We start from the raw sequence: 14,822 nt of genomic DNA on the forward strand, positions 1-14,822 counted from the left end.
TAATCTGGCTGCTGGTGGTGGCGGGTCTGTTCTATTCGGCAGAGATAGTCAGCGCCGGTAAATTCTTTTTCCATATCCGGCCGACCCACGCCAGTCATATCCCCCGGTCGGCGCTGACCGTGACACGCTGCAATATCGCCCGGATTTTCCTCAAGACCGGGCTAAAAGGTGCTACCCGCGATCCGGTGTACAAAAAACTGCTGGAGTTTGGTGCCAAACTGTATCCCCGCTTTGATGAACTGCTGGCAAATCCGGTCCGGGAGAGCGGTATCGAATTGGCTGAAGATGCCTATGCGTTCATTGATTCCCCGGAAAGTAACTCTTCCGGGAGTGGTGTGCTTTTCGGCATCAGCGACAAGAGCCGGTTCGCCGGTTTTTTGCAGAGACTGAAAGCAGAGGCACCCACCTCTGAAGCTGGGGTCTCCGTCCTCAGGCTTGAGAAGAATGGCTGGCTCTGCTGGAACGGGTCGTACGCCCTGATTTATTCCGGTGGCAGGAAGGGGATGGGAAAGCAACGGGCCCTGGCGATTATGGCGCTGAAGAAAGAGGAGAGTATTGTCAGCGACCCGCTAAAAAAGAAGTGGCTTGACGGTAAGGATGACTGCCTGATCAGTTTTGACCTGGAGAAGATAGCCGGGCAGATGGCACAGACGCCGTTTTTGAAAGGATCTCAGTACAAAGCGGAGGTATATAGCGGCAGTTCCATGGGGATTGCCTTTAACTTTGACAAGGGGCGGCTTGCTATGGATGCCCGCGTCAGCGGCCGGGCACTGCTGGATAAGATTGCTAGAACGGTCGCCTCGCCGACGAGGGAGTTTCTGGCCGGCATACCGACGGACAGTTATCAGGGCTTCCTGGCCAGCCGCATCCAGCTTGCCGCGGTCTTTGATGATCTTCGTCAGTCAAACCCGGATCAGTACCGCAAGCTGGATGACTTTGTTGAGAAGCTGACGCAGCTTACCATGGAGCAGATTGCCGAATCCTTTACCGGTGAGATCTGCGTGGTGTTTGAAGGCATGTCCCGGCAGGAACGATCATCCGGAAACGAGTATCCCGGCAGTCGGCACCCTTCCGTTACGATCAGCGAGACGAAGCTGGACGGCACGATCGCACTCGGTGTCAGGCCGGACAGCCGGGCGGTCATGCTGCTACACCAGAAACTTCAGGGATCACCGGAATCTGCACATGTCAGGCGCGACGGTAAAATATACCGGATCGATTCAGGAAATGGTTTTTATGTTGTTGCTGACAATGGCTATGTCGCCATATCGACACACAAAGATGTCGCCCTGGGGCTCGCGGAAAGAAATAAAACCGCTCGACCGGTTATGCAGACCGCCCTGCTGGAACGTGCGATTGGTGCCAATTATCTCCTGGAACTGAAACTGTCTCCGCTTTTTGCGGCACTCTCAGAGCGTCAGCCGGGTAGCACATCTCTTGAACAGCTTAAAAACCGTTTTGAGGAACTGCGTATTATCTCTCGCCTGGAGAAGGAACAGACACTTACCAAAGGTGAACTCGTATTTAGTGACAAGAGCAAAAACAGTCTCTACCAGGTCGCGGAGATATCCGTTCTCATCGGCGAACAGAAGTATGCCGAGCGGAAGTCTAAACTCAACAGTGGCCCCCAATAGCCGTGTTGGTAGCATTGCTGTAACTTGCCTGCCAGTACCGGAGCAGGTATCATAAACCCCTGTTAAACAACGACCTCATCAAGACGGATACTGCCCATGACACCTGATATTAACGCCAAACGTCTGCTGAACACCTTTCTGGAGTTGTGCCGCATTGATGCCGAGTCAACCCGGGAACGGGCCATGGCTGATCGCCTGACCACGCTATTGGGCGGGCTGGGCTTTACGGTGCATGAAGATGATGCCGGTGCGCGGCTTGGCGGTAACGCCGGCAACCTGTACGCCACGCTACCGGGGACTGGACCTGGCGAGACGCTGCTGTTTTCCTGCCACATGGACCGGGTCGTACCCGGTTGCGGGGTGAAGCCGCAGCTGGCGGGCGGGTATATTGTCAGCGATGGTAGTACCGTGCTGGGGGCCGATGATGTGGCCGGTCTGGCAGCGGTGCTGGAGGGGATTACGCTGTTCCGTGAGCAGGGGTTGCCCCATCCGCCGTTGGAGGTGGTCTTCAGCGTGGCTGAGGAGCTGTCATTACTGGGGATAGAGCAGTTTAACATGAAGCAACTGGTTTCCCGTTGCGGTTTTGTACTGGATGCCGGTGGACCGGTGGGTGAGATTGTAGTCAAGGCGCCGGAGCAGGTACGCCTGTCTGCCGTGATCCACGGACGGGCGGCCCATTCCGGCATTGCCCCGGAAGAAGGGATATCGGCTATCCAGATCGCTGCCACGGCCATTTCCCGGATGCAGCTGCTGCGGATTGATGACGAGACCACTGCCAATATCGGCAGTATCCGGGCTGATGGGCCGACCAATATTGTGCCGGATCGTTGTGAGCTTAGTGCGGAGGCACGTTCTACCGATCCTGTCCGCCTTGCCGGGCAGGTGGCGACAATGCAACAGGCTTTGGAAGATGCAGCCATGGCGGCAGGGGGGCGTGTGGAGATCAGTGTGCGCTCCAACTATCGTTCCTATCAACTCGATTCAAATTCTGCACCGGTGCGTCGTGCCGATGCAGCCGCCCGGAGTCTGGGGCTGACGGTGCGTCACCGATCCACCGGCGGTGGTTCTGATGCCAATTTCTTTAATGAATGCGGTATTCCTACGGCTGTGCTTTGCTGCGGTTTTGAGAAGGTGCATACCTGTGAAGAACGGATGCCGGTGGAACAGCTGACGCTGCTGGCCCAGTGGGTGGCAGCCATTCTGTCCGGTGGGACTGAGCCCTTGTCGCCCGCATAGTCTCGCCAGGCCACTCTGCAGAATCGTCGATTGCGGCCTCCCGTAATATTTGGTATGGAATAGGTGCCGTTACTTCATGGCTGAATTGCAGGTATACTGAATGAAAAAGAGATGTCTGATTGTTGATGATGAGATTACCACCTGTTTTATTCTGAAGGTGATACTGGAAGAACACTTTGTGTGCGACATAGCGCCGAATGGTGAGAAGGCGCTCTGCTGCTTTGACAAAGGACATCTTGAGGGGTCTCACTATAGCTTGATCTGCCTGGACATAAACATGCCCGGGATGGACGGCCTGATGGTGCTGAAACATATTCGTGATGCTGAAGCAGCGTTGGCAGTGCCACCGGATCTGGAAAGCAAGGTGATTATTATCTCGGCTGATAGCACATCGACAACGGTTTTGAACTCCTTTTTTGATTGCGGGGCATCGGCATATAGTACCAAGCCGATTGATCGTGAAAAGCTGCTGAATGAACTTGCAATCCAGGGATTGATTTAGTGCTGGGGACTGCAAAGGTTTTGGGGACAGGTCAGTATTCGCAGCCTCTGGAACTCAAAACCTGGAATTTTCGGACCACCAATACAGCAGGACGATGGCAAGCCGGACCTGAAAATGAAGCAGGCCGCGTAACTAAACAAAACATTGAAAGCCAAAGAGCTGAAACAATGCCCATTAATTCAATGGGAAGGGATGCCTGTAACTCTAAAGTCCAGAATGGGAGTATGCTGCAGAAACAATACGTTCTCAGTAAAGGACGGAGGGCCTTCGCCATGCCGTTTTACACCAGACATGCACTGCTGACGATGGTGTTCGCACTGTGGGGAACCCCTCTTCACGCTGCAGAACCGGTCAGCATTGATCATGCCCTGCTGCAGACGATGCAGGAGACCATTCGTCAGCAGCAGCTGCATCTGCAGCAGCAGGCTGAGCAGATCCGGCTGCATTCGCAGAAACTGGAAGCGCTTCAGCAACAGGTAACGACACTACAACAAACAGCCCCCCCCATTCCCGTCAAAGCACCTGTTGCTGCTACCGATAAACCGGCAAAACCCCTGATACACAAGCAACTCGCAGCAGCAGTTCCGCCCGTTGTCACCTCCGGCAACGACCGGATCAGGCTGGCTATTTCGGGACAGCTTAACAGGGCCATGAATGTTGCCAGTGACGGCGTCAGCACCAGGATCTACCATGTGGACAACGACGGCAGCAACAGCAGGTTCAGGCTCGTGGGCAGCGCTAAGATTAATGATGACCTGTCTCTTGGCACCAGGATTGAGATTGCCGTTGCTCCGGATATTTCAACAAGAGTCTCGCAGACAAGCCAGGTTTACGGTGATTATTTCAACCAGCGCTGGGCTGAAGTATCCCTTGCCAGCAAGAGGTTTGGCAAACTCTCCATAGGCAAGGGGGACACCGCCTCCAACACGACTGCTGAGGCCGACCTCTCCAAAACCAGTGTAGTCCAGTATTCCCAGATTTACACCATGGCCGGCGGGATGCTGTTCAGAGAAAAGAACGGCGCCAGGGCACTTACCAGACTGAAGATTTCCGATGTCTTCAATAACGGTGACGGCCTTACCCGACAAAGCCGCTTGCGCTATGATTCTCCCGGCTTCTACGGATTCAGTCTGGCCGGTTCACTGGTAGCCGGACAACGCTCCGACATTGCCCTCTACTGGGGTGGTGAAGGCTACGGCTTTCAGGGGGCTGGTGCCTTTGCCGTTGTAAACACCAAGGGGACTGCTACTTACTCAACACTACCGGATGCCCGCCTGTTGTATGACGGCTCCTTCTCATTGCTGCACAAACAGACAGGCCTGAACGTTACGGTTTCAGGATCACTGCTGGAACGGACTGCTGCCGGCAACCGGACAAATCTGTATACCAAGCTGGGATGGATTGCTCATTTCACCAGACTGGGATCTACCGCTTTCGGCCTTGATTACACAAGGACAAGCAATGGCTATGCAGACGGTGACAGGGCCACCTCAGTTGGTGCTGCCGTCGTTCAGGCGTTTGAGCAGTATGCAACAGAGTTGTACGTTCAGTACCGGGTACATGCTCTTGAGAGGTCAGCCAGTCTGGCTCCTGTTTCCGACATCAACGTCGGCACTGTCGGTGTACGGGTCAAGTTCTGATCCTGAATGTTGCTTGAAGAAGAAAGTGCCCTATGCGTACAGAGCCTCAAAAAACTGCTGACTTTTCAGATGGCGGGTATATCCGGTTGAGACGATTTGTCGTTCTTGCCGTCTGTCTGATCATCACGTTCAGCACCGCGTATACCGCCTGGAAGAGCTATCGCAGCCGGCAGATTATCCTCAAGGCTGCAGAACTGCAGACACAGGCAAATGCACGCTCCCTGAAGGAACATGCCGAGCGTGCCTTTTCTGAAATTGACTATATCCTGAAGGAAAAGGTGCGCCGGATTGAGCGGTCAGGCAGTCTGTCCCATGACCAGCTGACAAAGCTGCTGCGTGAAGACATTCAAAATATCCCCCAGATTTCCTCTTTGGTGTTTGCAGACCCGTCAGGGCAGATTACCGCCATTTCTCTGGTTAACGCGCCACTTCTCAGCGTAAATGATCGCCTGTTCTATCAGCACCACCTGAACGTTAAAAGCGATGCCCTGTTCATCACGCCTCCGTTCAAGTCAAAGATCAACGGCAACTGGCGCATCACCCTCTCGCGACGACTCAATACACCTTCCGGAGCATTTGCCGGCATGCTGGTGGCATATCTTGATGTCGGCTACTTTGAAAAGCTGTATACCGACCTTACGGATGACCGCAACGCGCGCTACTCTCTGGCACTGATGTCCGGTTCCTACCTGATGCTGGTGCCTGACCCGGCCAATGTGTATGCAACCGGCAAGAAGATGAGTGCAGCCCAGATAGAGCGTTATTCGGGAGAGCCTTTCGGAACCTATCAGCCAGAACAGTCCAACGTGTTCGGCCAGCCCCGCATTACCTCCTACCATCGTCTTGATCGCTACCCTGCAGTTGCCATCATGTCATTCAACAAGAAACATGTGCTTGCTGACTGGCAGGCTACTCTCGCCAAAGATATTATCACCTACAGTGCCTTTCTCCTGCTGATTACGGTGCTGACCAGACTGTTGATCAACCAGATTCGCAGAATTGAACAGACCAACAGTATGCTGGTACAGAAAAATGAAGAGCTGAGCAGCGCCAGGCAAAGTGCCGACAGGTCCAGAGAAGAGGCTGAATCGGCAACCAGGGCAAAAAGCGCCTTTCTCGCTAATATGAGCCATGAAATTCGCTCACCAATGAATGCTATTATCTGGCTGGCACAGATAGCCCTTGAGAGCAATCTGACCGAACGGCAGCAGGGATATCTGTCAAAGCTGCTGAGCGCAGCACAATCGCTGCTACGCATTATCAACGACATACTCGATCTGTCAAAGATCGAGGCACACCGGCTGGAACTGATACATGAACCGTTCTCACTCAAGGAGTTGCTGCAACAGGTTTCTGATCTGTTTCAGCTCTCCACAGAGGCCAAAAAACTTGCCTTTGCGGTTGATCTTGATCAAAACCTGCCAGCCAGGGTGGTGGGGGATCAACTGCGTTTGTGGCAGGTGCTGAATAATCTGGTGGGCAACGCAGTCAAGTTTACTGAAGTCGGTGGCATTATTGTGCAGGTCAGGCAGCTGGAACGCCTTGATACCACGGTTAGCATCTGTTTCACTGTAACTGACACCGGTATCGGCATCTCCCCGGAACAGTCAGAACAGCTTTTCAATCCCTATACCCAGGCCGACAGCTCCATTGCACAGCAATTTGGCGGAACCGGACTTGGTCTGAGCATCTCACAGCAGCTGGTACAGCTGATGGGTGGCGCTATAACCCTGTCCAGCACCTTGGGCAAGGGCAGTTCTTTCTCCTTTACCATCCGGCTTCTGGTGCAGGGGGATACAGACATCAGGCAGCAACCTGAGGCACAACCATTATCAATATATGAACGTGCCAGGCCGATTCATGGTGCAGAAATTCTGCTGGTTGAGGACAACAAGGTAAACCGGTATGCTGTGCAGGAGCTTCTTGAAAAGGCCGGACTCAGGGTTACGGCTGTTACACATGGCGGCGAAGCATTGCAGGCCCTGCAAAACAACGCTACGATGCAGTGCTGATGGATATGCAGATGCCGGAGATGGATGGCATTCAGGCCACCAGGCTGATCCGGCGCCTTCCTAACGGCGCAGATATACTTGTCATTGCCATGACAGGCGCTGCAACTGCAGAAGACAGGGCCTTCTGCATCGAGGCCGGCATGAACGACCATGTTGGCAAACCGATTAATGCTGTAGAGCTGTTGCAGAAGCTGATTCAATGGATGGGGAAGCCAACAGCGGAATGAGAAGATAGTTTTTTTATGACAAGAAATCGTATGCGTAACTCACAAGGCGACCAATCGGCCGCCTTTGCTTTTTCTTGCAAATCAGCTGGCCCTTTCGTACACTTCCCTTGCATTTAAACAGATTAAAAGTAGAGCTTTCTGGCACGAGTAATTCCAATTCCATATCAAGGCCCTATCTTCGTTGGCTCGTCATCGGCTCCTCGACGTACTGCGTGTACGCCTGCGTTGCCGAATTTCTCGCCGTCTTGATATCATCCTTGATCTGGAATCGGAATAATTGCCAGAAGGTTCAGATGCAGAAGACCTGTTTCACCACAATCCAGATCACTACAATTTTTAAAGAAGCTGAGACCGGCATGCTGATGAAAGAGATTTACCGCAAGCATGGTATCAGCGTGGAGACGACACCCCATGAACAATAATGATGTACTGCGTCAGCTCCGCTTCGCCCTTGATATCAGCAACCCCGACATGATCGAGATGTTTAAGCTCTCCGGTTGCTCCATGGACCAGTCAACCCTGTTAAAGCTGCTGAAGAAAGAGGACGAAGAGGAGTTCATCCCCTGCAGCAATCCGCTGCTCGCCTTTTTTCTGGATGGCCTGATCGTTCAGAAGCGGGGCCGACGGGAGGGGGAGAGTGGTCAGCCGCCTAAGGCCGATCCTCTGCTGAACAACAACGCCATCCTGAAAAAAGTACGCATCGCCCTGGAGCTGAAGGAGGAAGATATGCTGGCCATCCTGAAGCTGGCGGATGTCACCCTTTCGAAGCCGGAACTGACAGCCCTGTTTCGTACCAAGGGGCATAAGCACTACAAGGAATGCGGCGACCAGTTTCTGCGGAATTTTCTGCAGGGGCTCACCCGGCGTTACCGGAAGGTGTGACCGACGGGCTGAAACTTGTTCATGTGGCTTCAGAGTCAATTTTAGACTATTTTACATAAAAAGAGGCCAAGGGATGCATACCCCTTGGCCTCTTTTGTCTGCGGCTGATTGACCTTTTACAGTGTTACATCCAGTTCATTTTCGGTTAGCTGTGCCCGGACCTGTTTCTTGCGGATCTGCACCAGTTCACCGCTCTTGGTCTTCATAACTGCACCCGGCTTGCGGTGGGAGTTGTAGTTTTCCGGCGACATGCTTTCGGAGTAGGCTCCGGTGCCGCCGATCACGACATAATCACCAATCTCCGGTTCGGCAATCAACACCGGTACAATGTTGCCGTCGTTGTCCAGGCGGACTGAGTCGCCGCTTTCACAGCAGCGCCCCACAATGCCGAAGGACTTCAGTCCCTCTGCTGAAGCCTGGTCATACTCGCTGGAGAGCAGGGTGCCGTCCTGACGCACAATGGCAATCGGATGCTCTGAGCCGTACAGCAGCGGACGGGTCAGCAGTTCCATGCCACCATCAACGATCAGGAAGTTAAGTTCATTGGTCAGTTTTTTGTCGATGATGCGGGTGATGATATGGCCGGAGTTGGCCACCACAAAGGTGCCTGGCTCAATTTCCATCTGCAGTTCACGGCCGGTGGCTGCCTTAAACTCTTCAATCCGTTGCTTGGCATAGGCGCCCAGTGCAGCAATGTCTGCCTGTTTTTCGCCCGGCATCCGGGCTACTTTTAAACCGCCACCGAAGCTGACCGTGGTTGCGTCAGGGAAGTAGGTCTTTACAAAACCCAGTTCGCGGTCAATGTTCTGGCGCCATTTTTCCGGGTCGCCGCCGGAACCGATATGTACATGGACCTGGGTAAAACGCAGCCCCAGCTCATCCGCCTGGGCCTTTACCGTGGGAACGTCGTTTAAGTGGACGCCAAAGCAGGAATATTCGCTGCCGGTGTCGCGGGTGGCACTTTCACCACCACCGGCTGCGCCGGGATGTACCCGCATGGAGAGGTCTACGTTATTGGCCTTGGCAAAATCGGCAATCAGGCTGAACTGCAGCATGGAGCAGACGTTGTACTTCAAACCAGCCTTGATCATCTCTTCCAGTTCAATACGCTCTTCGCCAGAAGGAACTTCCTGAGTGGTCAGCATCATCCGGCTGAAGGGAACCCCGGCTGCATGGGCGCGGGCAGCTTCATCCAGCGATGAACAATCCAGATCCAGCCCTTTGCTGGTGACCACCCGCAGCACGGTGCGATCAGAGTTGGCCTTCATGGCATAGCGCACATGCAGACCAAAGGCATTGGGCATGTTCAGCAGCTGTTCGCAGCTGTTTTCAATGTAATTTTGATCATGCAGATAGACCGGTGTGCCCCACTGTTTGGCTATTTGGGGGATAATCGTTGCGTCCAGTTTTGTTGGTCCAAACTGATTTGTGGACATGTTTTTAACCTCGTAGTGGTTTCTAATTTGAATCAGCAAGCTACAATCTCCTTAAAACCGTACAAAGAGATGAATTGATCTTTTACCATTTTAAGACGATGGGGTGCAATAGCTGTCTGAAGTTTTACTGATTCCTGTTGCTGCAAAGCCGGGCTTGCGTTAGCATCCCAGTCATGATTCAGAAAATGTTTTATAGCTATCGCCCGATCGGCATCCTGCGTTCGCCCTATACCCGCCGCATTGACGCTCCCCATCAAGGTACGGTGGTGGAGGGTACAGAAAGCGGGGAACCGGCGTTGGCCACGCTGGAGCTTGCAGAGTGGCTGGATGAGCAGGTTATTCGGGATCTGAACTGTTTTGAGCGGGTCTGGCTGATCTTTGCCTTTCATCTGAGTGAGGGCTGGAAGAGTACGGTCAAGCCGCCACGGGGCGGGCCGAAGCGGGGAGTGCTGGCCACCCGATCTCCCCATCGACCTAATTCCATTGGTCTGACGGCGGTGGAGTTGGTGGTGATTGAAGGCAGGAGGTTGACGTTGCGCGCTGTGGATCTGTTGGATGGCACACCGGTGCTGGATATCAAGCCGTATGTACCCTATGCGGATGCCTTTCCAGATGCCAGGGCTGGCTGGATCGATGAGCTTGATGCTGAACAGGGACTCAATTCTGCGCCAGGGCCGAAGAAGCCCAGACGTTGAAGGGATGCTTGTGTATGCAAAAAGCGGCCTTGAAGGCCGCCTTTTGACTGATTAAATCGCAGCAACCTGCTGCGTTGGCTATACTCCTCAACCAGCCTGCTGCTCTGCCCCTGCTTTATTGCACTGCTCCACCACCTCACGCAGCCAGGCGATCTCATCAGGGAGAAACTGCTTTGAGTATTCAGCTCCAACGTTCATGGCGATATGCAGCGGCGGCATGGTAGTAGCGGCAATGACATGGCCCGGTACACCGATCCATTTGACATCGGTACCAGCCCAACCCTTCAGTCGTTCTTCACTGTCAAAGATCATCAGGTAGTCATTTCCTTCCGAATCAATGATAAGGGGCAGCACCTGTCCTTCTTCAAGCGTAACGCCCTCTTCAAGATCCTTTGGATCAAGGGTGGGCACACAGAAGGTTGTGTTGAGGAACAGGTCATAAAACTTTGATTGGCTGGTGGCGTCAGACATGTTTTCACGCAGGTTTGCCAGCGCCTGATCAAGGGAACCTGCTGTTTGAGGCGCGTGCTGTGTTGCTTCTGTGCGGCTGGTAACCTCAAGCAGGTGGTAGCCAAACTGGGTCTTGACCGGGCCAAGCACTTTATTCAGCTCGCCGGTAAAAACAACCTGGTCAAACTCAGGCACCATCTGGCCGGGATTAAAGCTGCCAAGATCGCCACCTTGCTGGCCGGAGGGACAGGATGATTCGCGTTTGGCAACCTCGGCAAAATCAGCACCGGCTTCTATTTCAGATTTAAGTTGCAGACAGCGGTCTTCGGTGTCCACGAGAATGTGGCGGGCAGTAGCAGGCATGTAGGCTCCTTGAACGGGAAAAATTTTCGGCATACTAGCTGAATCAACAGGGGATGGCAACCGGCAGCATTTGAGTACATATACATTTTTAGAGACAGGCGCCGTGGTCATCCTCGTTTTATTCCGATTCCGGTTCGCGTATGCTGCCGATGCGAAGAAACATTCTCAAAAAAGCAGATGCTATATAAAAGGGGGGCTAATGAGCACACAGGAGCTGTTGCCGGGTAGATACCGGCACTACAAAGGTGGTGAATACGCAGTGGTCGGGATAGCCCGTCACAGCGAGACCGATGAACGGCTGGTGGTATATCGCTGCCTGTACGACAATAATTCGTTGTGGGTGCGGCCGTTGGCCATGTTTCTGGAAACCGTGTCGGTTGACGGGCGCGAACTGCAGCGCTTTGAGCTGATTAGCACGGAACTGGCTGGTTGACGTTGACAAAAATGCCCCGGGCATGCCATACAAAGGCTGTAAACTGGAAACCGCTTCCACCCGAGAGGCGGTTTTTTCTGTTTATCAGTATCCATAAGAACGGTCTTGGAGAGAACCTGTGGAAAATAGAAAAAGGCTTTTAACCAGAAACAAGAGAATCGCCACCGGCCTGATGATTGGTGCAGCAGTGCTGTTTGTGATTGCCCGTCTGCAGAAAGGGCATGGCATCTGGGAATGGGTTGCCGCCTTTGCCGAGGCAGCCATGGTGGGCGCACTGGCAGACTGGTTTGCGGTGGTGGCTCTGTTCCGCCATCCTCTGGGGCTGCCGATACCCCACACCGCCATCATCAAGAACAAGCAGGGGGTCATTGCAGGGAATCTGGCCAATTTTATCCGGGACAAGTTTCTGGCAAGCGATACCCTGATCGCCAAGCTACGGGCCTATAACCCGGCTGAACATCTGGCCGGCTACCTGATGGCACAGCAGCATGCAGCTGACCTGTCCAAAGGGGGGGTCCGGCTGCTGGCGGACTCGCTGGATTTTATTGATGATGAGCGGGTACAGCAGTGGTTGCGGGCAGCCCTGAGTAACCGGATTGAACGGTTTGATCTTGCCGGTTCTGTCGGGGCGATGCTGCAGGCGTTGAGAAATGACAATCGTCATCAGGTTGTGCTGGATGACCTGCTGAACCGTTTTGCAGCCTGGCTTGCCACCGAGCAGGCCCAGGCCAGGCTGGCCGGCTCGATTGATGAGATGGTCACCAAAGAGTATCCGATATTGAGTGTCTTTATTCCCAACCGGGAACAGTTTACCCGGGGGGCTGGTGAGAAGGTGGCTGGCAGGATCAACGACTTTATCCAGAACGTCAATGCTGATCCCGGCCATGAGCTGCGCCAGAGCTTTGATACGGTGGTGACGACTTTTATCGCCCGGCTGCAGTCTGACCCGGAACTACGCACCAAGGTGGAGGGGATTAAGCAGGAGATTCTGCATAACCAGACCATTACTGAGTACGCACTGAGTATCGGCAATGATCTGAAGGGCTGGCTGCAGCATGAACTGCAGCAACCTGATTCAATGTTGCAGCAGAAGATTACGGCCGCCGTTGCCGGGCTTGGTTCGACGCTCTCCAACAATCAGGGCTTGAAAGATTCACTGAATGAGTACCTTGCAAAGCTGGTGCTGCACTACGGAGACAGGCTTCGCAATGCCGTTGCCGGGCATATTGCTGGTACGGTGCAGACCTGGGATAGCGCTGATTACAGCAACGAGATCGAGCTTTCAATCGGTTCTGACCTGCAATTTATCAGGATGAACGGTACGCTGGTGGGTGGTGTGATCGGCCTGCTGTTGCATGCCTTGGCGTTGTTGCTGGCCTAGTTATAGGAGGAGCGTATGAAGATCCAGAAAGTAACACCGGAGCACCGCCCCAAGGTCTATGCCCTGCTGCAGCGTGTCTTTCCCGACAGCAATTACGAAACATTGCTGGTGCAGAAGTTCCACGAAAACAGCCGCACGATCCACGAGTGGGTCTGTATCCACACCAACAAAGCCATCGCCTACATCGCCTTTTCCAACGCCTACAACGGTAAGCAGGTCTGCGGTCTGCATCTGGCCCCCATGGCAGTGGCCCCGGACTTCCAGAAGCAGGGGGTGGGATCAGAGCTGCTCCGGTTTGCCCTGCGCCAGGACGAGATCAAAAGCCAGCCCCTGTTTGTGTTCGGTGAACCAGCCTACTTTACACGTTTTGGTTTTGAACCGTGTAATCGGCCGGTCTGCCCCTTTGATCTGAATAATGCACATTTTCTGAGTATGCGTAACAGCAGCGCCGTTGGTTTTGAAGTGGGCTATGAGCCGGAGTTCAAGACCGCTGCCCTGCCGCCCGGTAAGCAGGGCAAAAAGCGTCGGCCACGCTGAGGTGTATCAGGGGGCAGGATTCAAGATCTGGATATTTCTGCGGGGAACGGGGACTTCGATCTGCTGGTCACGGAACTGTTCAATCACCGCCTGATAGATCGCTGCCTGTGCAGGCACAAAGTCATCAACCTTAACCCAGGGCTTGATCGCCAGGACAACGGATGATTCATGCAGTGCAGCTATACCCACGGCAGGCACCGGCTCTGCCAAAACCATAGGATTCTGCTGTAGGATTGCATTTAGCAGCGCCAGGGCCTGGGTGATATCCGCATTGTAGCCAATGGCTGCAGTCAGGTTGAGTTGGCGGATAGTGCCGTAGTTGTGCAGGATCTCACCAACAATTTTCCGGTTGGGCACAATCACGCGGGAATTGTCAGTATGCAGCAGGGTGGTGGAAAATAGTGAGATGTCGGTGACCTGGCCATAGACCCCAAGCAGTTCAATATATTCACCGGTGGTAAATGGCTTTGAAAAAATAATCGTCAGCCCGGCAACAAGGTTGCCCAGCAGGCCCTGCATGGCAAGGCTGACACCGACTCCGGCCACGCCGATTCCAGCTATAAGCGGCGTGATCTGCACCCCCATTTGACCAAGTGACATGACCCCGATGAATACGATGATCAGGAGTTTGACCACCTTGACAATCAGGTTGCTGACCGGTTCATCATAGGACTTTGACTTTAGCCAGCGATGCATGAGGTTACCGACCCAGCGGGCAATGAACAGGCCTGCGCCCATCAGGACAATGGCGGTAAGAATCTGCATCCCGTGTTCAATAAAATAGAGTACAACCTTGTCGGTCAACTCCGGTGAGGTAACGGCTGCGGCTTTTTTTGCAAGAGTAGTATCGGTCATGTAAACAAGCGTACCATGGGATGGGGGAGTGCGCAACATTGCGGCAGCAAAAAATTGATGAGTCGTTTAGTGCCGTATCAACAGCGTTCAGAAGCTTGACTGACAACGGTTTTGGCCTGATAAGAATATACATGGTTGCACGCATCATACGACTGGAGTGTTGAATATGGAACTGGATCTGCGTCTGTTGAAAAACCTGCTGAGCAAGCGGGGCGATGAAATTGAAGCTGCTGTTGAAGGCACCGGCTATCTGGCCAAAACGGTGATCGGGGTGGCTACCTTTTTGTTGGATAACGAGGGGAATCTTGAACTGCTGTCTGCCAGGCAACGGGCCACCTATGACAAATTTCTGAAGCCTCTGCTGGATAAGGCGGTCTGCTGATCATGCAGGAATAAATCATGCCCCTGACCCTGAAGAGTGGTATACTTGTCTCTCGTTCGGATGTAGCTGGGCCAAGCATAGCCAACCAGACAGGAGGGACCGTTATGAGTAAAGGCGTGGATAGCAAGAAAGAAACCAAGAAGGCACCGGCCAAGAC

At 53.6% G+C, this 14,822-nt stretch carries 16 protein-coding genes and 1 pseudogene; 13 read left to right on the forward strand and 4 right to left on the reverse strand.

Annotated elements, in window-relative coordinates:
- From OEL57_RS02875 to OEL57_RS02910, 8 genes are all read left to right on the forward strand, one after another.
- On the forward strand, nt 1-1,634 hold a 1,634-nt coding region (locus tag OEL57_RS02875), incomplete at its 5' end, for a DUF4836 family protein (RefSeq protein WP_300736769.1).
- Between the two features lie 96 nt (nt 1,635-1,730).
- Nucleotides 1,731-2,870: a M20/M25/M40 family metallo-hydrolase gene (locus tag OEL57_RS02880; RefSeq protein WP_300736772.1), complete on the forward strand. Its 1,140-nt coding sequence runs from the start codon at nt 1,731-1,733 to the stop codon at nt 2,868-2,870.
- Nucleotides 2,871-2,970: 100 nt separating this feature from the next.
- The gene (locus OEL57_RS02885; RefSeq protein WP_300736775.1) at nt 2,971-3,372 is read left to right on the forward strand and encodes a response regulator; all 402 of its coding nucleotides are present in this window, start codon (nt 2,971-2,973) and stop codon (nt 3,370-3,372) included.
- Between the two features lie 272 nt (nt 3,373-3,644).
- Nucleotides 3,645-5,012 (forward strand): porin, encoded by a 1,368-nt coding sequence (locus OEL57_RS02890; RefSeq protein ID WP_300736778.1) that lies wholly within the window; start codon nt 3,645-3,647, stop codon nt 5,010-5,012.
- 32 nt (nt 5,013-5,044) lie between these two features.
- A complete protein-coding gene (locus OEL57_RS02895; RefSeq protein WP_300736781.1) occupies nt 5,045-7,024 on the forward strand; it encodes a hybrid sensor histidine kinase/response regulator in 1,980 nt (659 codons plus the stop codon).
- The gene (locus OEL57_RS02900) at nt 7,024-7,251 is read left to right on the forward strand and encodes a response regulator (RefSeq protein WP_300736784.1); all 228 of its coding nucleotides are present in this window, start codon (nt 7,024-7,026) and stop codon (nt 7,249-7,251) included. Before OEL57_RS02895 ends, OEL57_RS02900 begins: the two co-directional genes overlap by 1 nt.
- Before the next feature lie 293 nt (nt 7,252-7,544).
- Complete coding sequence (locus OEL57_RS02905; RefSeq protein WP_300736786.1) at nt 7,545-7,673, forward strand: hypothetical protein; 129 nt, start codon at nt 7,545-7,547, stop codon at nt 7,671-7,673.
- Nucleotides 7,663-8,133 (forward strand): DUF1456 family protein, encoded by a 471-nt coding sequence (locus tag OEL57_RS02910; protein ID WP_300736788.1) that lies wholly within the window; start codon nt 7,663-7,665, stop codon nt 8,131-8,133. The genes OEL57_RS02905 and OEL57_RS02910 overlap by 11 nt, the downstream gene beginning before the upstream one ends.
- Before the next feature lie 116 nt (nt 8,134-8,249).
- Here OEL57_RS02910 and OEL57_RS02915 read toward each other — a convergent pair whose 3' ends face one another.
- Nucleotides 8,250-9,569, reverse strand: coding sequence for a diaminopimelate decarboxylase (locus OEL57_RS02915; protein WP_300736798.1), 1,320 nt, complete (start codon nt 9,567-9,569; stop codon nt 8,250-8,252).
- A 173-nt stretch (nt 9,570-9,742) separates the two neighbouring features.
- Here OEL57_RS02915 and tsaA point away from each other — a divergent pair, with 173 nt between their 5' ends.
- Nucleotides 9,743-10,264, forward strand: a complete 522-nt coding sequence (gene tsaA / locus OEL57_RS02920) for a tRNA (N6-threonylcarbamoyladenosine(37)-N6)-methyltransferase TrmO (protein ID WP_300736808.1) — start codon at nt 9,743-9,745, stop codon at nt 10,262-10,264.
- Between the two features lie 87 nt (nt 10,265-10,351).
- On the opposite strand, the gene OEL57_RS02925 is transcribed toward tsaA, so the two are convergent.
- Together OEL57_RS02925 and OEL57_RS16805 are read right to left on the reverse strand one after the other, a co-directional pair.
- Nucleotides 10,352-10,828 (reverse strand): SseB family protein, encoded by a 477-nt coding sequence (locus OEL57_RS02925; protein WP_307726415.1) that lies wholly within the window; start codon nt 10,826-10,828, stop codon nt 10,352-10,354.
- A pseudogene (locus tag OEL57_RS16805) lies at nt 10,802-11,077 on the reverse strand (peptidylprolyl isomerase); the annotation flags it as partial. The gene OEL57_RS02925 and the pseudogene OEL57_RS16805, both read right to left, overlap by 27 nt.
- 199 nt (nt 11,078-11,276) lie before the next feature.
- Between OEL57_RS16805 and OEL57_RS02930 the strand changes: the two are divergent.
- The 3 genes from OEL57_RS02930 (at nt 11,277) to OEL57_RS02940 (ending at nt 13,428) form a co-directional block, all read left to right on the forward strand.
- Nucleotides 11,277-11,510 carry a DUF1653 domain-containing protein gene (locus OEL57_RS02930; RefSeq protein WP_300736813.1) on the forward strand — a complete coding sequence of 78 codons (234 nt, stop codon included), beginning with the start codon at nt 11,277-11,279 and terminating at the stop codon, nt 11,508-11,510.
- 118 nt (nt 11,511-11,628) lie between these two features.
- On the forward strand, nt 11,629-12,891 hold the full coding sequence (locus tag OEL57_RS02935; RefSeq protein WP_300736815.1) for a DUF445 domain-containing protein: 1,263 nt from the start codon (nt 11,629-11,631) through the stop codon (nt 12,889-12,891).
- A 15-nt stretch (nt 12,892-12,906) separates the two neighbouring features.
- Nucleotides 12,907-13,428: a GNAT family N-acetyltransferase gene (locus tag OEL57_RS02940; protein ID WP_300736817.1), complete on the forward strand. Its 522-nt coding sequence runs from the start codon at nt 12,907-12,909 to the stop codon at nt 13,426-13,428.
- A gap of 6 nt (nt 13,429-13,434) precedes the next feature.
- Here the strand turns inward: OEL57_RS02940 and OEL57_RS02945 are convergent, their stop codons facing one another.
- The gene (locus OEL57_RS02945; protein WP_300736820.1) at nt 13,435-14,283 is read right to left on the reverse strand and encodes a mechanosensitive ion channel family protein; all 849 of its coding nucleotides are present in this window, start codon (nt 14,281-14,283) and stop codon (nt 13,435-13,437) included.
- A gap of 166 nt (nt 14,284-14,449) precedes the next feature.
- Between OEL57_RS02945 and OEL57_RS02950 the strand changes: the two genes are divergently transcribed.
- Complete coding sequence (locus OEL57_RS02950) at nt 14,450-14,665, forward strand: hypothetical protein (RefSeq protein ID WP_300736822.1); 216 nt, start codon at nt 14,450-14,452, stop codon at nt 14,663-14,665.
- The last annotated feature ends 157 nt before the right edge of the window (nt 14,666-14,822 follow it).

This window comes from Trichlorobacter sp. (assembly GCF_030247655.1).
In the GTDB taxonomy this organism is placed as follows: domain Bacteria; phylum Desulfobacterota; class Desulfuromonadia; order Geobacterales; family Pseudopelobacteraceae; genus Trichlorobacter.

What these genes read in the sequence shown, in the direction of transcription:
- OEL57_RS02940 (WP_300736817.1), top strand. Translation starts at nt 12,907, where the DNA reads ATGAAGATCCAGAAAGTAACACCGGAGCACCGCCCCAAGGTCTATGCC.
- OEL57_RS02880 (WP_300736772.1), top strand. Translation starts at nt 1,731, where the DNA reads ATGACACCTGATATTAACGCCAAACGTCTGCTGAACACCTTTCTGGAG.
- OEL57_RS02945 (WP_300736820.1), bottom strand. Translation starts at nt 14,283, where the DNA reads ATGACCGATACTACTCTTGCAAAAAAAGCCGCAGCCGTTACCTCACCG.
- OEL57_RS02895 (WP_300736781.1), top strand. Translation starts at nt 5,045, where the DNA reads ATGCGTACAGAGCCTCAAAAAACTGCTGACTTTTCAGATGGCGGGTAT.
- OEL57_RS02910 (WP_300736788.1), top strand. Translation starts at nt 7,663, where the DNA reads ATGAACAATAATGATGTACTGCGTCAGCTCCGCTTCGCCCTTGATATC.
- OEL57_RS02950 (WP_300736822.1), top strand. Translation starts at nt 14,450, where the DNA reads ATGGAACTGGATCTGCGTCTGTTGAAAAACCTGCTGAGCAAGCGGGGC.
- OEL57_RS02905 (WP_300736786.1), top strand. Translation starts at nt 7,545, where the DNA reads ATGCAGAAGACCTGTTTCACCACAATCCAGATCACTACAATTTTTAAA.
- OEL57_RS02930 (WP_300736813.1), top strand. Translation starts at nt 11,277, where the DNA reads ATGAGCACACAGGAGCTGTTGCCGGGTAGATACCGGCACTACAAAGGT.
- OEL57_RS02885 (WP_300736775.1), top strand. Translation starts at nt 2,971, where the DNA reads ATGAAAAAGAGATGTCTGATTGTTGATGATGAGATTACCACCTGTTTT.
- OEL57_RS02915 (WP_300736798.1), bottom strand. Translation starts at nt 9,569, where the DNA reads ATGTCCACAAATCAGTTTGGACCAACAAAACTGGACGCAACGATTATC.
- tsaA (WP_300736808.1), top strand. Translation starts at nt 9,743, where the DNA reads ATGATTCAGAAAATGTTTTATAGCTATCGCCCGATCGGCATCCTGCGT.
- OEL57_RS02890 (WP_300736778.1), top strand. Translation starts at nt 3,645, where the DNA reads ATGCCGTTTTACACCAGACATGCACTGCTGACGATGGTGTTCGCACTG.
- OEL57_RS02900 (WP_300736784.1), top strand. Translation starts at nt 7,024, where the DNA reads ATGGATATGCAGATGCCGGAGATGGATGGCATTCAGGCCACCAGGCTG.